The sequence below is a fragment of the Chryseobacterium sp. genome, from assembly GCF_029240215.1.
Classification (GTDB): domain Bacteria; phylum Bacteroidota; class Bacteroidia; order Flavobacteriales; family Weeksellaceae; genus Chryseobacterium.
In genome coordinates, this window is record NZ_JARBTK010000003.1 from 279,416 (window position 1) to 300,731 (window position 21,316).

The following is a 21,316-nucleotide window of genomic DNA, read 5'->3' on the forward strand; positions in this document are numbered from 1 at the left end:
TTGTTTTAATTATATTAAATTTTGTTATCTTGAAATTTTTAAAATCATAATTAAATAGTCTATCAAAAAATGAAGATTGATAAAATAAAAATGATAATGTTGTTGGGCTTTTTCGCCTCATTCAGCAGTTCGTGTTCTGTACAGAAAAATACTTCAACGGTAAAAAATACACCTAAAGAAAACAGATATAAAGCTAAAACTAAAGATTCTGCTGTTGCCGTTAAGCCACAGATCATCACACCCATCGAAGAAGACTTTAAAGTTAATCTTCCTGCAATCAATCGTGAATTTCGTGGTGCATGGATTGCGAGTGTTGCCAATATCAACTGGCCTTCGAGAAATAATCTTTCTGTAGAACAGCAAAAAGCGGAAGCAATTGCTATGTTGAATATGCTTCAGGAAAATAATTTTAATGCTGTAATTTTTCAGGCACGTCCTTCTGCAGATGCTTTGTATACAAGCGAATTGGAACCATGGTCATATTTCCTGACGGGTCAGACAGGCCAACCGCCATATCCGAATTACGATCCGTTACAGTTCTGGATTGAAGAATCACACAAGCGCGGAATGGAGCTTCATGTGTGGTTAAATCCTTACAGAGCACATCATTCCAACGGAGGTGCAGTTTCAAGCCAGTCGATGGTGAATAAGCTTTCTGATATCACCATAAGATTAAAAAACGGAATGTATTGGTTTGATCCTGCCAATCCGAAAACGCAGGGGCATGTTTCTAATGTCGTGAAAGATTTGGTGAAAAGATATGATTTGGATGCCATCCATTTTGATGATTATTTTTATCCTTATGCAACGTATAATCGTGGAGCCGATTTTCCTGATTCTGCAAGCTGGAATACCTATGTCAATTCTGGCGGAACGCTTTCAAGAAATGACTGGCGAAGAGACAGCGTCAATAAATTTGTAGAAAGAATTTATAAAGAAATTCATGCAGAAAAAAATTACGTACGTTTCGGAATCAGTCCGTTTGGGATTTGGAAACCGGGTTATCCTGAAGGAATTGCAGGCTCATCACAATATGATGAATTGTTTGCTGATGCTAAATTGTGGCTGAATAAAGGCTGGATAGATTATTTCTCACCTCAATTATACTGGCCGATCGAATCAAAAGGACAGTCTTTCGGTTCTTTGTTAAACTGGTGGAAGTCAGAAAATACCATGAATCGTCATCTTTGGCCGGGATTGAATACAGTTGAAATTAAAGTTTCCGACAGACCAACAGAAATTAAAAATCAGATTGAGCTGTCGAGACAGATTTTAAACAATGATGCTGGTGAAATTCACTGGAGTATTGCCGGTCTGACTAAAAACTCAAATATGCTTTCCACATTGAAAAACGGACCGTATAAAGAAAAAGCTTTAGTACCAAAAAGTCCATGGATCAAGTCAGTCCCATTAGAAAAACCGACTTTATTTACAAACGATAACGGAAGTTTTATCCAAACAAGCTGGAGTTCTAAAAACATAGGGAATATTTTCCAATGGGTACTTTTCACGCAGTACAACGGAGTTTGGGAAACCGAGATCCTGACATTGGAAACTCTTTCAAAGGAAATTTCAAAAAGCAAAGACGGAAAAAATCTTAACGCTATTGCAATAAAAGCAATTGACCGTTTGGGAAATGAAAGTGATTATATGGCGAAGAAAGTGAAGTAGGGTTGTGGGAGTGTTTTGGAGTTTATTATTGCTTTGTCATTGCGAGGAACAAAGCAATCTCTTAATAATCTTCAATTAAATAGACCTTATTAGTTTTAAAAATATGTAATTCAAATCAGTTCATAACAGTGAGCTGATTTTTTATTTTAGACTGACTATAAATTATTTGCTTAAAAATTTGATTAATAATAAGTTATCAATTACCAATAATCAATTATAATTGTGTTTTGCACTATCGGAATCATTTTTGTATCCTTTGAAGTACAAATACTAAAATATACGATTATGAATACCAATAGACTTTCACCAAGACTTGAACAGGCACTAAGTGACCAGATGAATACCGAAGATTTACAATCAAGAGTTTATTTCTCTTACGGAATTTGGGCAGCCGATAAAGGATATGGTGGAATTTCAAACTTTCTTTTCCGTCACGCTCAGGAAGAAAGAGATCATGCAGTGAAATTTATGCAGTACGTCCTCAACCGAGGCGGAAAACCAACCATAACGGCACTCCCTTCTCCGGGTCAGGAACCGCAAAGTCTGACAGACTGTTTTGATCTTGTTTTCAAACACGAAGTAGATAATACAACGGCAATCTACAATTTGGTGAATATTGCTTTTGAAGAAAAAGACTGGGCTTCATGGAATTTTCTACAATGGTTCGTAAAAGAACAAATTGAAGAAGAAACATTTGCGATGAATCTAATTGATAAATTAAAAATTGCCGGTGGAGACAGAGCAAGCGACGAATCTCTATTTACATTAGATAAAACATTGGAAACACTTCCAGACGACGCAGAGCTTGCGCAGAACGCCACGGGAGCAAACCCATAAAAACGCACTGATAAAATTATTATTTCTGAAAATCTGTCAATTACTTGGCAGATTTTTTTTGTGATATAGTTTTGGTATTTTTGAGGAAACTAATATGTATGGATAATAAATTTGATATTATATTTTCGGAAAAAAAAGATTATGAGAGTTATTTTAATGATAATGATGAAAAATTACAAAGAGTAAAAGATTTATCTGATATAAATATTTTAGTAGGTGCGAATAATAGTGGTAAAAGCAGGTTTATAAGGTCTTTCTTAAAATCAAAAATAGTCAACAAGGAAGATAGAAATTACTTGCAAAAACTTATAAGTGATTATAATAAATTTATATCATCCAATAATTTTGGTGCCTACAACGCTAATAATAATGTTAAATATGGAACATTTCAAGATAAGGCTCGTCAGTTGAGTTTTAAGGAGCTATCGTATGTAGAAATACAAACAGCAATGTTAAAACAGATTACTTTTAATTTAAACATTTTTAATTTTTTAACTGATGACGTAGGTAAAACCCTTTCACTACCAACAAATCTTAACTTCACTCGTCTAATTGATCAAAAGCAGGAAACTCTAGACTTTTTGCTAACTGAAATGAGAGATCAATTAGGTGAAGATTTTACAGAAAAGCAAAAAATTTTTATTCCCACATTAAGAACCGCACATTCAATCTTTGAAAAAAAAGGAGAAAGAAATTCAAAAATTTCAGAAGATATTTTTAAAAACACTATTATTAAAAGCCATGAATTAGATGAAACAAAAGTTTCAATTTTCACCGGCTTAGATTTATATTATCAAATAGTTAACATTAGAAATGATGTAAAAGATAAAAGACAGTCATTTGAAAAGTTTGAACAATTTCTTTCAGAAAACTTTTTCCAAGGTAAAAGAATTGAAATTGTTGCTAAATTTAATATTTATAATAAACATGATGGTAAAGACGACTCTGAAATTATCAATGTTTTCATTGATAATGAGAGCAATGATCTGCATGATTTAGGTGATGGTATTCAGGCATTATTCATCTTGATGTATAAAATTTATACCTGCGAAAATGAAAGTTTAATATTCATTGATGAACCGGAAATAAATCTTCACCCAGGAATGCAGCGATTGTTCTTAGAACAAATTACCACAAATAAATTTCTAAAGGAAAAAAAACTAACTTATTTTATTTCAACTCATTCAAATCATTTTTTAGATTTAACAATCGAAAAAGAAAACATTTCAATTTTTCTTTTTAACAAAATAAATAAAGATAAATTTGTTGTCAAGAATGTAAATCATGGAGATAATTCTGCGCTTCAGTATCTTGGAGTGACCAATTCATCTGTGTTTTTAGCGAATTGTTCCATTTGGGTAGAAGGAATTTCTGATCGTAATTATTTAAAAGCATTTTTAAAAGCGTATTGTAAAGATAAAAAGTTCATTTATCCCAAAGAAGATATTGAGTTTGCCTTTATAGAATATGCTGGAAGTAATATTGATCATTATAATTTTGATGAAGAAGAATTAAAAGAAAAAGTTAATGCCTTTTCAATTAACAATAAAATATTTTTGATTTCTGATTATGATGGTGATTATAGAGTGGAAAAGCATAAGATTTACGAAGACATAGCGTCTGAAAATGAAAATTTTGAATATCAGACTACGAAGGATTACAAAGAAATAGAAAACCTTTTACCTTTTAAAGTTTGGGATAAAGTTTTAATTCATTTTTGTGACAAAAGAAAAGTGAAAACAGAAGAGGAATTTACAAGAGTTCAAAGTTTAATTTCGGCTTCACTACAAAGAAAAAATGAAGAAACGTATAAGAATTCATACATTGGAAAACTTTTGAGAAATATTAAACTAAATGTTCCAGAATTGAATAAGATTTGGGATAAATCGGAAGGAACTTTAATGAATAAAGCTGAAGTTAGTTATAAGGTTTTAGATTTAGAAGAGAAAGGAGAAATTACTTGGAATGATTTAAAATCCAATCCAAAGATTGTTTCAATTATTGAAAAAATGTACGACTTTATTCAAAAATCTAATTATAAATAAATCATTTTCAAATACGATTAAACTTCACTATCTTTGCACGCTTAAAGTTAAAGGTTTTAAAGTCCGAAATTTAAAAATTGGATTTGTTTCAGACTCTGATCTTTAAGAATAAAATTTTGAATTTTACAATATGAAACCGAAAGGTTGCATAATACTAATAAAAATAAAATTTCGTTATGAAATGTGGAATCGTAGGCTTACCGAATGTAGGTAAATCAACTCTTTTTAACTGCTTAAGCAATGCTAAAGCGCAATCAGCCAATTATCCTTTCTGTACGATTGAGCCTAACTTAGGAACAGTTTCGGTACCGGATCAAAGATTATTTGAGCTTGAAAAACTGGTAAACCCCGAGAGAGTTTTGCCGGCGGTTGTAGAGATCGTTGATATTGCCGGTTTGGTGAAAGGAGCGAGCAAAGGTGAAGGTTTAGGAAATCAGTTTCTTGCCAACATCAGAGAATGCGAAGCGATTATTCATGTTTTAAGATGTTTCGAAAACGGTAATATCATTCACGTTGAAGGTTCTGTAGATCCGATGAGAGATAAAGAAATTATTGATATCGAACTTCAGTTAAAAGATTTGGAAACTGTTGGAAAAGCAGTCGAAAAAGCTAAAAAATTCATCAAGTCTGGAAAGAAAGAAGATATTCTGACTTATGAAACGCTTCATAATCTTGAGAAATTTATCGAAGATGGTAAAAATGCAAGAGAATTCCCGATGGATGATTTTGCAGCATCAATTATAGAAGGGGTTCAGTTGCTGACTAACAAACCTGTTCTTTACGTTTGCAACGTAGACGAAAATTCTATCAAAAACGGAAATGAATGGATTGCCAGGATTGAAGAAATGGCTCAGAAAGAAAATGCTGAAGTTGTTGTTTTGGCCGCTCAAATCGAAGCTGACATCAACGAACTCGAAACTTTTGAAGAGAGGGAGATTTTCCTTGAAGAATTAGGCTTGACTGAACCGGGAGTAAACCGTCTGATCAGAAAAGCATACGATTTATTGAAACTTCAGACCTATTTTACAGCTGGAGTCAAAGAAGTAAGAGCCTGGACAATCGGACAGGGGTGGACTGCTCCTCAAGCTGCAGGAGTGATTCACACAGATTTCGAAAAAGGTTTTATCCGTGCAGAAGTAATCAAATATAACGATTACATAAACTACGGGACAGAAGCAAAAGTAAAGGAAGCCGGAAAGCTTTCTGTTGAAGGAAAAGAATACATCGTACAAGACGGTGATATTATGCACTTCAGATTTAATGTTTAAAAGTATTAAAGGTTAGTTGTAATATTTTAAAAAGCGCTCTCATTAATTTGGGAGCGCTTTTGCTATCTTTATAGAAAATTTTTTTAATGAAATATTTAATGTTTTTACTGTTTATCTTACTTTTTGTATCGTGCTTGAAAACTCCTCAAGAAAATTGCTTTATTGGAAAAGAAGAAGAGAATATTTATTTGGAAGAAAAGCCATTCACAGCTAAGCAAATTCTTGAAAGTAAACCAAATTATCTTGAAGTAATAAGTTTGAAAGATTACAGAACCTTTAGACAAGACAGTATCGAGCGCAATTATTTTCAAGGTGAAGAATTAGAGGAAATAAAATGGGAAAAGAAAAAAGAAGAATTTAAAGATTTTAAAGAAAAATTTGATGATCAGTTTTCATGTTCTGGTAAACAGCGTGTGGGAAATATTCAATACTGTTTGGGTGGAAATAATCTTGGATATTGGCTGTTGAAAATTGAAAATAATAAACCAAGTGCTTATTTTTTAGGATTAAGTTTCAGTCATTATTATTTTAATGAAATTCAGACAAAGCCAATAATCAACGATGGTTTTTTAGAACTTGAAGGAAGCCTCGTTAAAATTGTTAAAGTTGCTGGCTTACCTGGATATGACGATTATTCTGCGATTGCAGACGGAAAATTGTTTAAAATCAAATTAGAAGATTTAATGAGAGATTCCGACAATGATGGCTATAATGATATTTTTGAAAATAGTTTTGGCTTAAATCCAAATATGAAAGATTCGGACGGTGATGGAATTAATGATTTTAAAGATCTCAATCCGATGTTTAAATCTGAGAAAAATAAATTCACTCAACTTTATGAGATGCTTCTTCCTGATTATGGAGATGAGAATATGCGTGATCGCAGTTACTTTTTTGAAGTTTTTATAAGTGATTGTGATTACTTTCATGAGATAAATCCTAAATATCATGTTTTATTTGTTCCGGATGATTTGAAATCGCAGCCAAGCTATGTGAAAATTACTGATGTTTCCAGACATGGAATCGATAAAATAAAGAGGAATAAAAATAATCCTGATATTTTTTATATAAACAGTTGGGACAGTAGCAGTTCAAGTGATTATTCTGCAGAATATAAAAAAGGAAAATGGGTTTTAACGATGGTCGGACAAACAGTGTCATAAAAATTTCTATATTTGATTCATACAAATTCCGCATTATGGAAAAAATTGCTCACGCTTCCTTAGAAGACTTTTATGGTGAAATGGCAAAAAAACTTGGAAAAGATATTGAAAGTATTTTCCCTAAAGGTCTTCATAAGGATATTGGACATTTTAATGTTTTTAATATTGCACAAACACTTGCAACTGTCAAAAGGACATCTGAAATGCCTTACAACAGAAGGAAATATTATAAAATAAGTCTGATCAGAGGGAAAAATAGAGCAGAATATGCAGACAAAGTTATTTCAATAAAAAAGAATGCGCTGCTTTTTGCAACTCCAAAAGTTCCTTATCATTACGTTCCGGAAGATGAAAATCAGTCGGGAAGTTTCTGTGTTTTCACGGATGATTTTTTTAATAAAAATCAGTCTCAGAATATTCTTGAAGACCTGCCTTTATTTCAGCCTGGTGCAATTCCTGTTTTTGAAATTGATGATGAGTTGGCGGAAGAAATTGAGATGTTGTTTTCAAAAATCAAAAAAGAAATTGATTCTGATTATGCTTTTAAATATGATCTCATCAGAAATTATGTTTTTGAATTGATCCATTACGGACAAAAATTACAGCCCGCTGCTAAAATTTCGACTTCTCACAATGCTTCGCTTCGTGTGGTTTCTTTATTTATTGAGCTGCTTGAAAGACAGTTTCCGATAGAGTCTCCAGAACAGAGAATTCAGTTGAAGGTTGCCAAAGATTATGCAGACAGACTGGCAATTCATGTGAATTATTTAAATAAAAATTTAAAAGAAAATACAGGGAAAACCACTACCGAATTTATTGCAGACAGAATCATTCAGGAAGCAAAAATCTTATTAAAGCAAACCAAATGGAATGTTTCTGAGATTTCTTATGCTTTGGGATTTGAAGAGATCGCTCATTTTTCAAATTTCTTCAAAAGAAAAACTACAGTTGCTCCTCTGGAATTTCGTTCATAATTTGAATTTTGCAAATTTCAGATTGATTGAAGCAAATAAAGAATCTGTGAAATGACGGAACTTTGTATCAATAAAAAAATCAAAAATGGATAACAGAACAAAAATCGCATTGATTACTGGCGGAAGCCGCGGATTAGGAAAAAATTCAGCATTGAAAATCGCTCAGAAAGGTTTGGATGTCATCATCACGTATCACAGCAATAAAGAAGAAGCTGAAAATGTAGTGAATGAAATAAAAGCTTTGGGAAGAAAAGCAATTGCTTTTCAGTTAGATACAAGAAATGTAAAAAGTTTTGATACATTTATTAAAAGTGTATCAGACCATTTAAAAGAAAATACAGGAAGCGGAAATATCGATTACTTAATTAACAATGCCGGAACTGCATTATATTCGCCCATAATGGAAACTACGGAAGACCAGGTAGATGAAATGTTTAATATTCATTTCAAAGGGGTTTTCTTTTTGACTCAAAAGTTTTTGCCATTCATCAATGACGGCGGTGGAATCATTAATATTTCTTCAGGTTTGGCGAGATTTGCTTTGCCGGGATCATCCGTTTACGGTTCTATGAAAGCAGGAATTGAAATGCTGACAAAATATATGGCTAAAGAATTGGGCGCAAGGAAAATCAAAGTTAATGTTGTTGCTCCGGGAGCTATAGAAACTGATTTTGGTGGTGGAAGAACGAGAGACGATAAAAATATCAATGCCATGATTGCTGGAAACACGGCTTTAGGAAGAGCAGGTTTGCCGGACGATATTGGTGGAGTAGTTGCATTTCTTTGTACAGAAGACGCTCGTTGGATTACAGCACAAAGAATTGAAGCTTCCGGTGGAATGTTCTTTTAAATAAAATATCTTCTCACAGACTCTGTAAATAAAGCTAATTTAATTTAATAGTTGTACTCAATTTTTAAATTATAATCAGTTTGTTTGTCATTCCGCAGGAATCTAAACAGAACTTGGATTTCTGCAGAATGACAAACTTTATTTTGTAAATCTAAAGTTTAGCCAGATTCTCAATTGCTCTTTCCAAAGTTTCCTGTTTCTTGGCAAAACAAAGTCTGATCACATTTTCATTCAGTCTATTTTTATAAAAAGAAGAAAACGGAACGCTCGCAACTTTGTGATTAATTGTAAGTTCCGTAGCGAAATCAAAATCATTTTTATCCAAAATTTTATTATATTTCAAAGCCTGAAAATACGTTCCTTCACAATTCAGTAACTCAAAAGAGGTTTGTGCTAAACCTTGTCTTAAAAAATCTCTCTTTTCCTGAAAAAATTGATTCAGCCCAAGATAATGTTCATCATTTTTCATATACTCAGCCAAAGCCATTTGAATCGGTGTGTTCACGGAAAAAACATTGAACTGATGGATTTTTCTGAATTCATCGGTTAATGCTTTCGGAGCTGCACAATACCCAATTTTCCAGCCTGTAACATGGAAAAGTTTCCCGAATGATGCGATCAAAAGACTTCTTTCTTTCAGTTCTGGATATTTGCAGATGCTTAAATGTTCTTTTCCGTCAAAAACAATATTTTCATACACCTCATCACTTAAAATCAGGATTGGAGTATCTTTTACGATTTTTATTAGTTCCTGAATATCATTTTCCTTCAAAATCTTTCCTGATGGATTGTTCGGGTTATTCAGAATGATCATCTTGGTTTTTTCCGAAACTAAATTTTTAACTTCATTCCAATCAATTTCATAATCGGGAGCTTTCATTTCGAAACGCTTGACAATTCCTCCAAAAAGTTCGACGGTTGGTTCATAACAATCGTAAGCCGGTTCAAAAATGATTACTTCATCATCTTTTTTAACAAAAGTTGCAATTGTTGTGAAAATTGCCTGAGTTCCTCCTGCGGTAATCGTAATTTCTGAATCAGGATGATAGTTTGTTTGATGGCTTTTTTCAATTTTTCTTGCAATTTCTTCCTTCAGACCAATCATTCCGCCCATCGGTGCATATTGGTTATACCCTTTTTGTATAAACTGATTCACAAGATCCAGTAATTCTGAATCAGGCATAAAATCGGGAAAACCCTGAGATAAATTGATGGCTTCATTTTCATTCGCCAATTGAGTCATCTGACTGAAAATGGTAGTGCCAACATTAGAAAGTTTAGAGAAGGGAAGATGTATCATGAACGGGAATTTTTTTACTTAGTTCGAATGTACAGTATTTTTTGAAATTTAATGATATGGTAACGTCAAAAAATGTTTTGTAATTAAAAATTAAAATTGGCATATTTAAGAGAAAAAATAATAAAAAAACGAATCGGAATATTGGGATATTTTTGTTCTATTTCGTACTTTTGTATGTTTGCTGAAATTACTTATGTCACAAGAAATAAACCCTGTATATTCCGAAGATAACATCAGAACCCTCGATTGGCAGGAGCACATCCGTTTACGTCCCGGAATGTATATCGGGAAGTTGGGCGATGGTTCCTCTGCGGATGATGGTATTTATATTTTACTTAAAGAAATTCTTGATAACTCGATCGATGAGTTCAGGATGAAATCTGGTAAGAGAATTGAAATAAAAGTCGATGACGGAAAAGTGACGATCCGTGATTTTGGTCGTGGAATTCCATTAGGAAAAGTCGTTGATGCGGTTTCAAAAATGAATACAGGAGGAAAGTATGACAGTAAAGCTTTCAAAAAATCTGTCGGTTTGAATGGTGTTGGTACAAAAGCTGTAAACGCCCTTTCAGATTACTTCCGTGTACGTTCTTTTCGTGACGGGAAAATGAAAATGGCTGAGTTTTCAAGAGGGATCATCACCGAAGATCACGCTGAAAAAGATACTTCAGACAGAAATGGAACTGAAATTTCGTTTGTTCCCGATGCCGATATTTTTCTTCATTTTAAATTCAGAAAAGAGTATATCGAAAGAATGCTCCGAAATTATTCTTACCTGAATCCGGGACTGAAAATTCTTTTTAACGGTGAAACTTTTTATTCTGAAAACGGACTTAAAGATTTGCTGGAAGAGGAACTGGAAAATGATGTGTTGTATCCGATCGTTCATTTGAGAGATAATGATATAGAATTGGCGGTAACGCATACTGATAAGTCGCAGACAGAAACTTATTTCTCTTTTGTCAACGGACAAAATACAACGCAGGGTGGAACGCATTTGAATGCTTTTCGTGAAGCATATGTGAAAACAATCCGTGAGTTTTTTAATAAAAACTTTGATGCTTCGGATATTCGTAAATCTATTGTTGCAGCAATTTCCATTAATGTTGAAGAGCCTGTATTTGAATCTCAGACGAAAACTAAATTAGGTTCCAATGATATTGGTCCGAATGGTCCTACTGTAAGGATTTTTATTATTGATTTCTTAAAAAGCAAATTAGATAATTTCCTGCACAAAAATCCTGAGATCGCTGAAGCGATTCAGAGAAAAATTTTGATTTCAGAAAGAGAAAGAAAAGAACTTTCAGGAATTCAGAAATTAGCAAGAGAAAGAGCGAAAAAAGTTTCGCTTCACAATAAAAAACTTCGTGACTGCAGACAGCACTACAACGATCAGAAAGCTGAAAGAAAAGCTGAAACTCAGATATTTATCACCGAAGGAGATTCTGCATCTGGATCTATCACAAAATCAAGAGATGTTGAAACGCAGGCTGTTTTTTCATTAAAAGGTAAACCATTGAACTGTTACGGCTTAACCAAAAAAGTCGTGTATGAAAATGAAGAATTCAACCTTCTTCAGGCAGCTTTGAATATCGAAGAAAGTCTTGAGGATTTAAGATACAATCAGGTTATTATTGCAACTGATGCCGATGTTGACGGGATGCACATCCGACTTTTAATGATTACCTTTTTTCTTCAGTTTTTTCCTGATGTGATAAAAAACGGCCATTTATATATTCTTCAGACTCCATTATTCAGAGTTAGGAATAAAAAGGAAACAAGATATTGCTATTCTGAGCTGGAAAGAGTGAAGGCATTAAACGAATTAGGTAAAAACCCTGAAATCACCCGATTTAAAGGGTTGGGAGAAATTTCGCCGGATGAATTTAAAAATTTCATCGGAAAAGATATTCGTTTAGAGCCCGTTGTTCTTGGGAAAGATCAGACTATTGAGCAGCTATTAGAATTCTACATGGGTAAAAATACACCCGACAGACAGGTCTTTATTCTTGAAAATCTGGTTGTAGAAGATTCAAATATCAGCGATAAAGAAATTTTCATTCAGGTAGAATAATTTTAATAAGAAAAACAAAAATAAAAACAAAACACAAACCATGAGATTAAGTAACCGTACCAAAACTCCCATTTACAATTTTATCAACACATTATTATTAATGATGTTATTAGGAGGGATTATAGGTTTTATATTAGAAAAATATAAATTTCAGATTTTAGGAGGTTTAAGCTATCTTTTGATTATTGTTCCGATTCTGCTGCTAATTCTTTATTATGTAAGCGGAAGACAGATCTTTGAATACGACAGCGATGGGGAAGCTCTTCATTTTAAAAACAGAAATGTTGTTCCGTTTCTGAACAGACCTTTGAATGACGAATTTCCCAAATATAAATTAATGAAATTTGAGACAATAAACATGTTGTTCTTTGTCAGGAGATTATATATTACCATTTCCAGTAAAAACAGCGGTTCTACGGTTTTGAAATACGAGATCTCATATTTAACACAAAAAGAAGTCAACGACTTAAAATTTTCGCTTAATAAAGTGACAAAAGCAAACAAAGAAAGAAGACATTAAGAAAATAATGATAGAAGAAAACTCTCACGAAGGCGAAAGCTTAAAAAAAGTTTCAGGACTGTACAAAGACTGGTTTCTGGATTATGCATCTTATGTAATTTTAGACAGAGCCATACCATCCGTTTATGATGGTTTCAAGCCTGTTCAGCGTAGAATTATGCACTCTATGCGTGAGCTTGAAGATGGAAGATATAATAAAGTCGCCAATATCGTCGGAAATACGATGAAATATCACCCTCACGGTGACGCATCGATTACGGATGCGATGGTAGGAATAGGGCAGAGAGAATTACTGATCGATACTCAGGGAAACTGGGGGAATATTTACACCGGAGATTCTGCTGCTGCGGCGAGATACATTGAAGCAAGGCTTACTCCTTTTGCTTTGGAAGTGGTCTTCAACCCTAAAACCACCGTGTGGTCAAAATCTTATGACGGCAGAAATAACGAACCGGTAGATCTTCCCGTAAAATTCCCCTTGCTTCTTGCTCAGGGAGTTGAAGGAATTGGAGTGGGGCTTTCCACAAAGATCCTTCCTCATAATTTTAATGAGTTAATCAATGCTTCAGTAGCTTATTTGAAAGGTAAAAAGTTTGAACTTTTCCCTGATTTTCTGACGGCAGGTTATCTTGATGTTTCAGAATACAACGACGGCCACAGAGGTGGAAAAGTGAGAGCCAGAGCTAAGATTTCTCAGGTAGATAAACATACTTTGATGATTTCTGAGCTTCCTTTTTCTAAAAATACGGGTGATCTGATTGATTCTATCATCAAAGCCAACGAAAAAGGGAAAATTAAAATTAAAAAAATTGAAGATAATACTTCAGACAAAGTTGAAATTCTGATCTATCTTCATAATGAAGTTTCGCCCGACAAAACCATTGATGCATTATATGCGTTTACTGATTGTCAGGTAACGATTTCTCCCAATGCCTGTGTAATTGTCGGAGATAAACCAATGTTTCTGAATGTTTCCGAAATTTTAAGAATGAATACCGATCACACGGTTTCATTACTTAAAAAAGAATTGGAAATCGAATTGAACGAATTACAGGAAAGCTGGCATTTTTCTTCATTGGAAAGAATTTTTATCGAAAACAGAATTTACCACGATATTGAAGAAGTAAAAAGCTGGGAAGATGTTTTGACAACCATTGCTGAAGGTTTAAAACCTCACACAGCTCATCTTTTGAGAGAGGTGACAGAAGAAGATATTCTGAGACTGACTGAGATCAGAATTAAAAGAATTTCAAGATTTGATTTAGACAAATTTAAAGAAAATATATTATCACTTGAAGGCAAAATTGAGCAGGTAAGACATCATTTGGCGAATCTGATTGCTTATGCGGTTGATTATTATTTAAATATTCAGAAAAAATACGGAAAAGGCAGAGAACGCAAAACGGAACTGAGAATTTTTGATACCATCGATGCAACAAAAGTTGCTGTGGCAAATGAGAAATTCTACGCCAATTTTGAAGAAGGTTTCGTAGGAACTTCGTTGAAAAAAGATCAGTTTTTATTTGACTGTTCAGACATTGATGACATTATCACATTCCGAAAAGACGGAAGCATGAAGGTCGTAAAAGTGGAAGCCAAAACATTCATCGGAAAAGACATTTTGCATGTTGCAATTTGGAAGAAAAATGATAAACGTACGGTCTACAATATGATCTATCGTGAAGGAATGCAGGGACCATATTATATGAAACGTTTCTCTGTAACAGGTGTAACAAGAAACACCGATTATCCTTTAGCTTCGGATGTAAAAGGTTCTGAAACGCTTTATTTCTCAGCAAATCCAAATGGTGAAGCGGAAACTGTAACGGTACTTTTAAAGCCCAACCCAAGAATCAGAAAAAATAAAATGGATATTGATTTCTCAGAAATAGGAATCAAAGGACGTGATTCAAAAGGTAATCTTGTGACCAAATATTCAGTTAAAAAAGTAGATTTAAAAGAAGAAGGTGTATCAACTTTGGCACCGCGAAAAATCTGGTTTGATGATACGGTAAGACGTTTGAATGCCGATGCTCGAGGAACTTTATTGGGAAGCTTTAAAGGAGATGATAAAATTTTAACCGTCAATTCTCAGGGTGAAGCAAAACTGATCAGTTTCGACCTTGGAAACCGTTTTGACGATGAATATATCATTCTCGAAAAGTGGAGACCACAACAACCAATTACCTGCATTTATTATGACGGCGAAAAAGATATTTATTTTATCAAAAGATTTTTGCTTGAAAATACGACCAATCCGCAGAACTTTATGCCATCCGAACATCCAAAATCTTTTATAGAAAGAATTTTGGTTTCAAATGGTACAACCGCAGAAATTATTTTTGCAAAAGATAAAGGAAAAGAACGTGATCCTGAAACCGTAAACATCGATGAATTTATTGGTGTAAAAGGTATAAAAGCCATTGGAAATCAGTTCACAAAATTTAAAGTAAAAACCATCAATATTACCATTCCTGAACCGGAAGAAGAAGAACCAGAAATCTATGACGAACCGGATTTTACCCCATCTACAGATGATGATGGCGGTACAATCGGGGATTTGTTTGAGAGTGGAAGCAGTGAAAATTAACAAGTAAAAGTTATGAGTATTTTAATATTAATTATTGCAATAACTGCTATTATAAGCTTTGTAGCTTTTAATAATCAGGCTATTTTTGAAAAATATAAATTTAATGTAGGAGCAATTCTTAATAGAAAAGAATATATCAGATTGCTTTCTGCTGGTATTCTGCATGCCGATATGATGCATTTGCTCTTTAATATGATGACTTTGTATTTCTTTGGACCTGTTATTTTAGAAGGTTTCGGTGCTGTAGGATTTATCATTATTTATATTGGATCAATTCTTTTAGGAAACATTTTTTCCTTATTTATTTATCAAAAACAACCTTGGTATTCTGCAATCGGGGCGAGTGGAGGAGTTTCGGGAGTTTTATTTGCAGCAATTGCAATGGCTCCGAAAATGAGTCTTTTTCTGTTTTTTATTCCGATTCCAATTCCTGGATTTGTATTTGGGCTTCTATATTTTGGTTATTCAGTATATATGATGCTAAATCCAAAACAATGGGATAATTTAGGACATGCTGCTCATTTAGGTGGAGCATTTTTCGGATTGGTGTATGCTATTGCCACTCAGCCGGAAGCAGCTTTGGAAAATTCTTTATTTATAGGAATTATGGCGATACCTCTCTTGTATTTATCTTACGAAATATTCATAAAGAAAAGAATCGGTTAGAAATAACCGATTCTTTTTTTAACTTTAATAACTTTCTTTTATTATTTTATTCCAAAAACAAATCGGTCATTCTCAGATAAATCCTTGATCAATTCTGATTTTGTGAGACTGTTTTGATATAATTCTAAAGTTTCAGGACCTAATTTCTGATTGATTTCTAGGAACAAAAGCCCGTTTTTATTTAAATATTTTTTGGCATCTTCGGCAATCTTTCTGTAGAAAATCAAAGCATCAGAAGTAGGTGAAAATAACGCTATTGCTGGCTCAAACCCCTTCACAGAATCTTCAATTTCTAATTCTTCCTCAATCCCGATGTAAGGCGGATTTGAGATGATCACATCATACATCTCATTCAAATCAAAATTCAAATAATCGGCATGAAATAATTTGATATCAAGCTGATGAAACTCCGCATTTTTTTTAGCGACCTCCAATGCCTTTTCAGAAAAATCGATTGATGAAACTTGTGCATCCGGAAAATATTTCTTTAAAACTAAAGGAATAACACCGCTTCCTGTTCCGATGTCTAAAATCTTTAAACCTTGAGGTTTCAACCCTGAACTTTGAATTTTGTGAATTGCCAATTCCAGCAGTTCTTCCGTTTCCGGACGGGGAATTAAAACATTTTCATTCACAAAAAAAGACATTCCGTAAAATTCCGTTTCTCCTAAAATATGCTGGTAAGGTTTTCCCGTTTTTAATTCTGAAACAATATCTTGAAGTTGATTTTCGTTATCATCAGATAACTGCTGATCAGACATCATTCGTTGTTGAATTTGATTTAAATCTAAAATTTTTTCAACAAAAATTGAATAAAGAAAATCTGTTTCAGAATATGTATATAGTTCTGAAAGTTCGGCTTTAAACTTATTTTTAAAATCTGAGATTGTCATTATCTTGTAAAAACCAATTTAGAATCCGTAGATTTTTCTTCGTCAATTCTGTAACCTTCATAGTTGAAAGCTTTCACATCATTCAAAGTTTTAGCTTGAGTTTCTGCGCAGAATCTCACGACCAAACCTCTCGCATGTTTTGTGTAAACGATGATGGTTTTGAGCTTTCCTTCTCTCAATTCGTAAAATTCAAAATCAATGACTTTATGATTGAGTTTTTTTCGGTCGATTACTTTTCCGTATTCGTTACTGGCAAGATGAAGGAGGATTTCGTTCTTTTTCATCTCAGAGTTTAGCTGTTCTGTCACTTTTTCAGTCCAGAAAGAGTAGAGATTTTTATACTTATCAAATTCAAATGGTCTTCCCATCTCCAGTCTGTAGAGCATTACTTTGTCGGAAGGTCTGAGCAATCCGTACAATCCGGAAAGCATTCTGTAGTTTTTCTGCAAATAATCGACTGCTCTTTTATCTAAAGTTTTAGCATCCAAACCTCTGTAGACCTCTCCTGTAAAAGCAAACATTGCAGGAGCAGATTCTTTTGCACTTGGTTTTGCTTTCCATTTTTGATTTCTTTCCCAGTTTTCATCTGCCAGCTTTGGCGAAATTTCCATGAGCTCAGAAAGATATTTTGGAGATTTATGCTTTAAAAAAGACTGTATAAATGCCGCTTCTTCAATGAATTTTGGAGTTGTACTTCTCAAAAGATCTGTCGAGTTTTCAGTGTTCATTAATTTTGCGGGTGAGGTTATGATTTTCATAATTTAAAAGGCAGATAATTGTTTAATATCAATCAGATTCATGAGCATTAAAGAGATAAAATCAAACATAAAATGACAGATGATCAGAATTTTGATGTTGGAATATTTTTTATAAAAAAGTGCAAATACAATTCCGATAAAAAATGGAACTACAACCTGACCGATCGTTCCGTAAGTACTGTGGAGAATCCCAAATAATAAAGCTGAAATAATAATTCCCAAAACAGGACTGCTGTATATTTTTTCAATTCTCGGCTGAATGTAAGCCCTCATCAACAATTCTTCAATAACTCCGGCTGTGAGACAGGTAAAGAATATCAGAAAATAATTATTTTTAAAAATTGAACTGAGCTGCACCAGTTTATCACTGATTTTTTCATGGGTAATCAGCATAATAATTCCATTTAAAAAAGCTCCTCCGATTGCACAGATAAGATAAAGACAAATTATTGCAACCAAATAAAAGGATGCAGAATATTTTTTGTCTTCCCATACAAAAAATGATCTGTTTTCAATGAAAAAATTATAGATCAATACAAGTATCAAAACAAACCAGAGAGAAAGTCTGTTATAAAAAAACAGATCAGCAGTAATAGTTTTAAAATGAAAAAAACCGTTGATTAAAGGAATTGAATAAAGCATTGCGAAGGCAAGAAGTACAAACGTGAGTACAATGCCAACAGAATATTTTCCGTTAAGACTCATCATGTATACTTCTAAATTTCACCTTTTCCCTGTCTGATTACTTCCGGTTCGCCTGAAGTAAGATCAACGATTGTAGATGCAATGTTATCTCCATACCCCGAATCGATTACAATATCCACAAGATGATCGTATTTTTCAGCGATCAGTTCCGGATCGGTAGAGTATTCGATGATCTCGTCATCATCTTTAATGGAAGTCGATGCAATCGGATGTCCCAGTTTTTCAACAATCAGTTGCGGAATAGAATGATCCGGAACACGAATTCCTATTGTTTTGTGATTTTTGTATGCCAATGGTAAACTTTTATTAGCTTCTAAAATAAAAGTGAAAGGACCCGGAAGGTGACTCTTTAAAAATCTGAAAACAGAAGTGTCAATAGGTCTTGTAAAATCAGAAAGGTGACTGAGGTCATTACATATAATTGAGAATTTTGTTTTCTCTAATTTCTGTTTTTTGATCTGAGCGAGCTTTTCCATGGCTTTAATATCAAAAATATTGCAGCCCAATGCGTAAACAGTATCAGACGGATAAATAATCAGTCCGCCATTGTTCAGGGTTTTAATCACCTCATTGATAAGGTTTTCCTGAGGATTATCCGGATAAATTCTTAATATTTTTGCCATAAACAAAGATACAAATATTTAAATTATTTTTGGGAAGTGCTTTATTTACAAGAAAAACTTGCGTTTTTGAAAAATATTCGTATATTTGCAATCCAATATCGCGGGATAGAGCAGTAGGTAGCTCGTCGGGCTCATAACCCGGAGGTCATCGGTTCGAGTCCGGTTCCCGCTACTAAGTTAAGTGCTTTCGGTAAGCACTCTAAAGATACACCGCGGGATGGAGCAGTAGGTAGCTCGTCGGGCTCATAACCCGAAGGTCATCGGTTCGAGTCCGGTTCCCGCTACTAAGTTAAGTGCTTTCGGTAAGCACTCTAAAGATACACCGCGGGATAGAGCAGTAGGTAGCTCGTCGGGCTCATAACCCGGAGGTCATCGGTTCGAGTCCGGTTCCCGCTACCAACAGGAGAATTACGAAAGTAGTTCTCCTTTTTTTTGTGCCATTAAGTTTGGAATGCTATTTGGAAGGAAATGTACTGAGCAAAATTATAAGGATGTTGAAAACAGCTTCTTTTGTTTAAAAAAATAAGAAAAAATAAGAATAATCGGAAAATTTTTAATAAACTTGAAGAATGAAATTTTAATTTGTTTTTTAAACTATACAGATGGTTATAAAGAAGCTAAGGGGAATTTTAGATAAAAAGAATATAATATTTATTACACAAAGAAAAAAATTATGGAAAATTTACCGCAAACAACTGTCGAAAAGATAGAAGCATTTATGAAAAAATGGTTTAAGCATTTTGATGATTTAGATGAAAACAGCTTCTTCCTGCAATATTTATCAGAAGATGTGAAAATGAAATTCCCGGGAAGTGATTTATTTATAGGGCATGAAGGATTCAGTAATTGGTTTACAGAATCTAAAAATAATCTTCTAGACAAAACAACTCATCATATTTCAGATATTGAAATAAAAGAAAGTGCTCAAAACCAGTTTGATATTACTTTTAAAGTAAGATACATTGCTGAAATGAAAGATAATAAAATTGATATGAATGTAAGGGAAGACTGGAAATTAACCTGGAATGAAGTCAACAATCAGCCTCTCATATCAGAATATTTAGTTAGCTAATAAAATAAAACAAAATAAAAAATCCCGCTTTGTAAAGGCGGGATTTTTTTTAGTTAGCTAAACTATCAAAATTCTGAAGTTTAAAATCATCAGACTTTAATTGCTCGAAGTAAGTTGATTTGTTGTTTCCTTTCATCTTCTTTACTGCACCTACAGCACCTGAGAAATCTTTATCAATTTTTGTGGCAATTTCTGTTGGCTTGAAATCAAGTTTTACACTGTCGTCTGCAACTCCTAAATATCCGTTTTTCTTGGTAATGTAGTTGATATAGTTTTCATAAATACCTAATGTATTTCTGAAGTATTGGGTATGATAATTCATACATTTTGTCGCTTTTTTAGATTTTCCTAAAATACAGCTTGCCATATTTCCTTTGTAAAGCTCAAATTCCTGAGACACCTTATCGTATTCGTTTTTCAAAGCTGCTTTTCCATTAGTCAAAATAGTTGCATCACCTTGTTTTTCACTGATCTTTTTCAAATGTTCCACAACAACGGGAACTGTGCTTTCGATTTTTGATTTTGCTTCGGTAACTGAGCCGAAAACTGATGACATCTGAGCCGATGTTAAGCTAAAAATAAACAATAATAAAACAGTAAGTAGATTATATCTTTTCATGAGAAATTTTTAAAGCACTAAAATAAATATATTTTCTCAGTTTAAGCAAGTAGATTTTAATTTTATTTAATAAAAATTAACAAGTTTTAAGAATTTGTAGCTTTATGAAGTTGATTGATGCTAAATATTCACGCATAAAATAAGCTTTGTTAAAAATTTAACATATTTTAATAAAAATTATTCAATTGATTATCAATGATTTATGTTAATGTTTTGTGTATCACTAAAAAAATAGTTTTTTGAATCAATTTAATTTCTACATTTGTATAACTAATTTATTAGTGATATTAGAAATACGTATTTAGAATTGAAAAAAAGATTATGAAAATTCAGAACTTAACGAAAGCGGAAGAGCAGGTAATGCAATATTTATGGAAAATCGAAAAAGGTTTTCTAAAAGATATTCTTGATCTTTTCCCCGAACCAAAACCTCATACCAATACCGTTTCTACAATTCTTAAGGTTTTGAAGGATAAAGAATTTGTTGATTATCATGTCTACGGGAGACAGCATGAGTATTTTCCTCTTGTTTCTAAGGAGCAATACTCTGGTAAGACGATGAAAAGTCTGGTTAAAAATTATTTTAAAGGTTCCTATAAAAGTGCTGTTTCTTTTTTGGTTGAAAAAAACGAAATGACCGTAGAAGATCTTGAAATGCTTTTAAACGAACTTAAAAACAAAGACTAAT

Annotated in this window: 19 protein-coding genes and 3 tRNA genes; 16 read left to right on the top strand and 6 right to left on the bottom strand. The window is 33.3% G+C overall.

Annotation, left to right across the window (positions count from 1 at the left end):
• Positions 1–69: 69 nt before the first annotated feature.
• The 7 genes from K0R77_RS08435 to K0R77_RS08465 all read left to right on the top strand — a co-directional run bounded on the left by K0R77_RS08435 (position 70) and on the right by K0R77_RS08465 (position 8,808).
• Positions 70–1,671, top strand: coding sequence for a family 10 glycosylhydrolase (locus K0R77_RS08435; RefSeq protein WP_300351086.1), 1,602 nt, complete (start codon positions 70–72; stop codon positions 1,669–1,671).
• 285 nt (positions 1,672–1,956) lie between these two features.
• Complete coding sequence (locus K0R77_RS08440) at positions 1,957–2,508, top strand: ferritin (RefSeq protein ID WP_300351089.1); 552 nt, start codon at positions 1,957–1,959, stop codon at positions 2,506–2,508.
• A 98-nt stretch (positions 2,509–2,606) separates the two neighbouring features.
• Positions 2,607–4,553, top strand: coding sequence for an AAA family ATPase (locus K0R77_RS08445; RefSeq protein WP_300351092.1), 1,947 nt, complete (start codon positions 2,607–2,609; stop codon positions 4,551–4,553).
• Between the two features lie 176 nt (positions 4,554–4,729).
• A complete protein-coding gene (gene ychF / locus K0R77_RS08450; RefSeq protein ID WP_300351094.1) occupies positions 4,730–5,821 on the top strand; it encodes a redox-regulated ATPase YchF in 1,092 nt (363 codons plus the stop codon).
• An 86-nt stretch (positions 5,822–5,907) separates the two neighbouring features.
• Positions 5,908–6,984: a hypothetical protein gene (locus K0R77_RS08455; RefSeq protein ID WP_300351097.1), complete on the top strand. Its 1,077-nt coding sequence runs from the start codon at positions 5,908–5,910 to the stop codon at positions 6,982–6,984.
• A gap of 35 nt (positions 6,985–7,019) precedes the next feature.
• Positions 7,020–7,958, top strand: a complete 939-nt coding sequence (locus K0R77_RS08460; RefSeq protein ID WP_300351100.1) for an AraC family transcriptional regulator — start codon at positions 7,020–7,022, stop codon at positions 7,956–7,958.
• Positions 7,959–8,043: 85 nt separating this feature from the next.
• Positions 8,044–8,808 (top strand): SDR family oxidoreductase, encoded by a 765-nt coding sequence (locus tag K0R77_RS08465; protein ID WP_300351103.1) that lies wholly within the window; start codon positions 8,044–8,046, stop codon positions 8,806–8,808.
• Between the two features lie 151 nt (positions 8,809–8,959).
• Here K0R77_RS08465 and K0R77_RS08470 read toward each other — a convergent pair whose 3' ends face one another.
• Positions 8,960–10,108: a methionine aminotransferase gene (locus K0R77_RS08470; RefSeq protein WP_300351106.1), complete on the bottom strand. Its 1,149-nt coding sequence runs from the start codon at positions 10,106–10,108 to the stop codon at positions 8,960–8,962.
• 193 nt (positions 10,109–10,301) lie between these two features.
• Here K0R77_RS08470 and K0R77_RS08475 point away from each other — a divergent pair, with 193 nt between their 5' ends.
• From K0R77_RS08475 to K0R77_RS08490, 4 genes are read left to right on the top strand one after another with little or no spacing between them, the layout of a single operon-like run.
• Positions 10,302–12,182 (top strand): DNA topoisomerase IV subunit B, encoded by a 1,881-nt coding sequence (locus K0R77_RS08475; RefSeq protein ID WP_300351109.1) that lies wholly within the window; start codon positions 10,302–10,304, stop codon positions 12,180–12,182.
• Positions 12,183–12,222: 40 nt separating this feature from the next.
• Positions 12,223–12,702 carry a hypothetical protein gene (locus tag K0R77_RS08480; RefSeq protein WP_300351111.1) on the top strand — a complete coding sequence of 160 codons (480 nt, stop codon included), beginning with the start codon at positions 12,223–12,225 and terminating at the stop codon, positions 12,700–12,702.
• Positions 12,703–12,712: 10 nt separating this feature from the next.
• Positions 12,713–15,292, top strand: coding sequence for a DNA gyrase/topoisomerase IV subunit A (locus K0R77_RS08485; protein WP_300351724.1), 2,580 nt, complete (start codon positions 12,713–12,715; stop codon positions 15,290–15,292).
• A 12-nt stretch (positions 15,293–15,304) separates the two neighbouring features.
• The gene (locus K0R77_RS08490) at positions 15,305–15,958 is read left to right on the top strand and encodes a rhomboid family intramembrane serine protease (RefSeq protein ID WP_300351113.1); all 654 of its coding nucleotides are present in this window, start codon (positions 15,305–15,307) and stop codon (positions 15,956–15,958) included.
• Positions 15,959–15,999: 41 nt separating this feature from the next.
• Here K0R77_RS08490 and prmC read toward each other — a convergent pair whose 3' ends face one another.
• The 4 genes from prmC to K0R77_RS08510 are packed head-to-tail and all read right to left on the bottom strand — an operon-like array spanning position 16,000 to position 18,937.
• Positions 16,000–16,851, bottom strand: coding sequence for a peptide chain release factor N(5)-glutamine methyltransferase (gene prmC, locus K0R77_RS08495; RefSeq protein WP_300351115.1), 852 nt, complete (start codon positions 16,849–16,851; stop codon positions 16,000–16,002).
• The gene (gene yaaA / locus K0R77_RS08500) at positions 16,851–17,609 is read right to left on the bottom strand and encodes a peroxide stress protein YaaA (RefSeq protein WP_300351118.1); all 759 of its coding nucleotides are present in this window, start codon (positions 17,607–17,609) and stop codon (positions 16,851–16,853) included. The genes prmC and yaaA overlap by 1 nt, the downstream gene beginning before the upstream one ends.
• Before the next feature lie 3 nt (positions 17,610–17,612).
• Positions 17,613–18,317, bottom strand: a complete 705-nt coding sequence (locus K0R77_RS08505) for a type II CAAX endopeptidase family protein (RefSeq protein WP_300351121.1) — start codon at positions 18,315–18,317, stop codon at positions 17,613–17,615.
• 8 nt (positions 18,318–18,325) lie between these two features.
• Complete coding sequence (locus K0R77_RS08510; RefSeq protein WP_300351125.1) at positions 18,326–18,937, bottom strand: L-threonylcarbamoyladenylate synthase; 612 nt, start codon at positions 18,935–18,937, stop codon at positions 18,326–18,328.
• 99 nt (positions 18,938–19,036) lie between these two features.
• Here K0R77_RS08510 and K0R77_RS08515 point away from each other — a divergent pair.
• The 4 genes from K0R77_RS08515 (at position 19,037) to K0R77_RS08530 (ending at position 20,009) form a co-directional block, all read left to right on the top strand.
• A tRNA-Met gene (locus K0R77_RS08515) sits at positions 19,037–19,109 on the top strand.
• Positions 19,110–19,148: 39 nt separating this feature from the next.
• Positions 19,149–19,221: transfer RNA gene (locus K0R77_RS08520), tRNA-Met, on the top strand.
• A 39-nt stretch (positions 19,222–19,260) separates the two neighbouring features.
• A tRNA-Met gene (locus K0R77_RS08525) sits at positions 19,261–19,336 on the top strand.
• 274 nt (positions 19,337–19,610) lie between these two features.
• Positions 19,611–20,009, top strand: coding sequence for a hypothetical protein (locus K0R77_RS08530; protein WP_300351128.1), 399 nt, complete (start codon positions 19,611–19,613; stop codon positions 20,007–20,009).
• Between the two features lie 49 nt (positions 20,010–20,058).
• On the opposite strand, the gene K0R77_RS08535 is transcribed toward K0R77_RS08530, so the two are convergent.
• Positions 20,059–20,628, bottom strand: coding sequence for a hypothetical protein (locus tag K0R77_RS08535; protein WP_300351131.1), 570 nt, complete (start codon positions 20,626–20,628; stop codon positions 20,059–20,061).
• Positions 20,629–20,949: 321 nt separating this feature from the next.
• Between K0R77_RS08535 and K0R77_RS08540 the strand changes: the two genes are divergently transcribed.
• The gene (locus tag K0R77_RS08540) at positions 20,950–21,315 is read left to right on the top strand and encodes a BlaI/MecI/CopY family transcriptional regulator (protein ID WP_300351133.1); all 366 of its coding nucleotides are present in this window, start codon (positions 20,950–20,952) and stop codon (positions 21,313–21,315) included.
• The last annotated feature ends 1 nt before the right edge of the window (position 21,316 follow it).

Coding starts and splice junctions, on each gene's coding strand:
- K0R77_RS08435 (WP_300351086.1), top strand. CDS start 70: ATGAAGATTGATAAAATAAAAATGATAATGTTGTTGGGCTTTTTCGCC.
- K0R77_RS08440 (WP_300351089.1), top strand. CDS start 1,957: ATGAATACCAATAGACTTTCACCAAGACTTGAACAGGCACTAAGTGAC.
- K0R77_RS08445 (WP_300351092.1), top strand. CDS start 2,607: ATGGATAATAAATTTGATATTATATTTTCGGAAAAAAAAGATTATGAG.
- ychF (WP_300351094.1), top strand. CDS start 4,730: ATGAAATGTGGAATCGTAGGCTTACCGAATGTAGGTAAATCAACTCTT.
- K0R77_RS08455 (WP_300351097.1), top strand. CDS start 5,908: ATGAAATATTTAATGTTTTTACTGTTTATCTTACTTTTTGTATCGTGC.
- K0R77_RS08460 (WP_300351100.1), top strand. CDS start 7,020: ATGGAAAAAATTGCTCACGCTTCCTTAGAAGACTTTTATGGTGAAATG.
- K0R77_RS08465 (WP_300351103.1), top strand. CDS start 8,044: ATGGATAACAGAACAAAAATCGCATTGATTACTGGCGGAAGCCGCGGA.
- K0R77_RS08470 (WP_300351106.1), bottom strand. CDS start 10,108: ATGATACATCTTCCCTTCTCTAAACTTTCTAATGTTGGCACTACCATT.
- K0R77_RS08475 (WP_300351109.1), top strand. CDS start 10,302: ATGTCACAAGAAATAAACCCTGTATATTCCGAAGATAACATCAGAACC.
- K0R77_RS08480 (WP_300351111.1), top strand. CDS start 12,223: ATGAGATTAAGTAACCGTACCAAAACTCCCATTTACAATTTTATCAAC.
- K0R77_RS08490 (WP_300351113.1), top strand. CDS start 15,305: ATGAGTATTTTAATATTAATTATTGCAATAACTGCTATTATAAGCTTT.
- prmC (WP_300351115.1), bottom strand. CDS start 16,851: ATGACAATCTCAGATTTTAAAAATAAGTTTAAAGCCGAACTTTCAGAA.
- yaaA (WP_300351118.1), bottom strand. CDS start 17,609: ATGAAAATCATAACCTCACCCGCAAAATTAATGAACACTGAAAACTCG.
- K0R77_RS08505 (WP_300351121.1), bottom strand. CDS start 18,317: ATGATGAGTCTTAACGGAAAATATTCTGTTGGCATTGTACTCACGTTT.
- K0R77_RS08510 (WP_300351125.1), bottom strand. CDS start 18,937: ATGGCAAAAATATTAAGAATTTATCCGGATAATCCTCAGGAAAACCTT.
- K0R77_RS08530 (WP_300351128.1), top strand. CDS start 19,611: ATGGAAAATTTACCGCAAACAACTGTCGAAAAGATAGAAGCATTTATG.
- K0R77_RS08535 (WP_300351131.1), bottom strand. CDS start 20,628: ATGAAAAGATATAATCTACTTACTGTTTTATTATTGTTTATTTTTAGC.
- K0R77_RS08540 (WP_300351133.1), top strand. CDS start 20,950: ATGAAAATTCAGAACTTAACGAAAGCGGAAGAGCAGGTAATGCAATAT.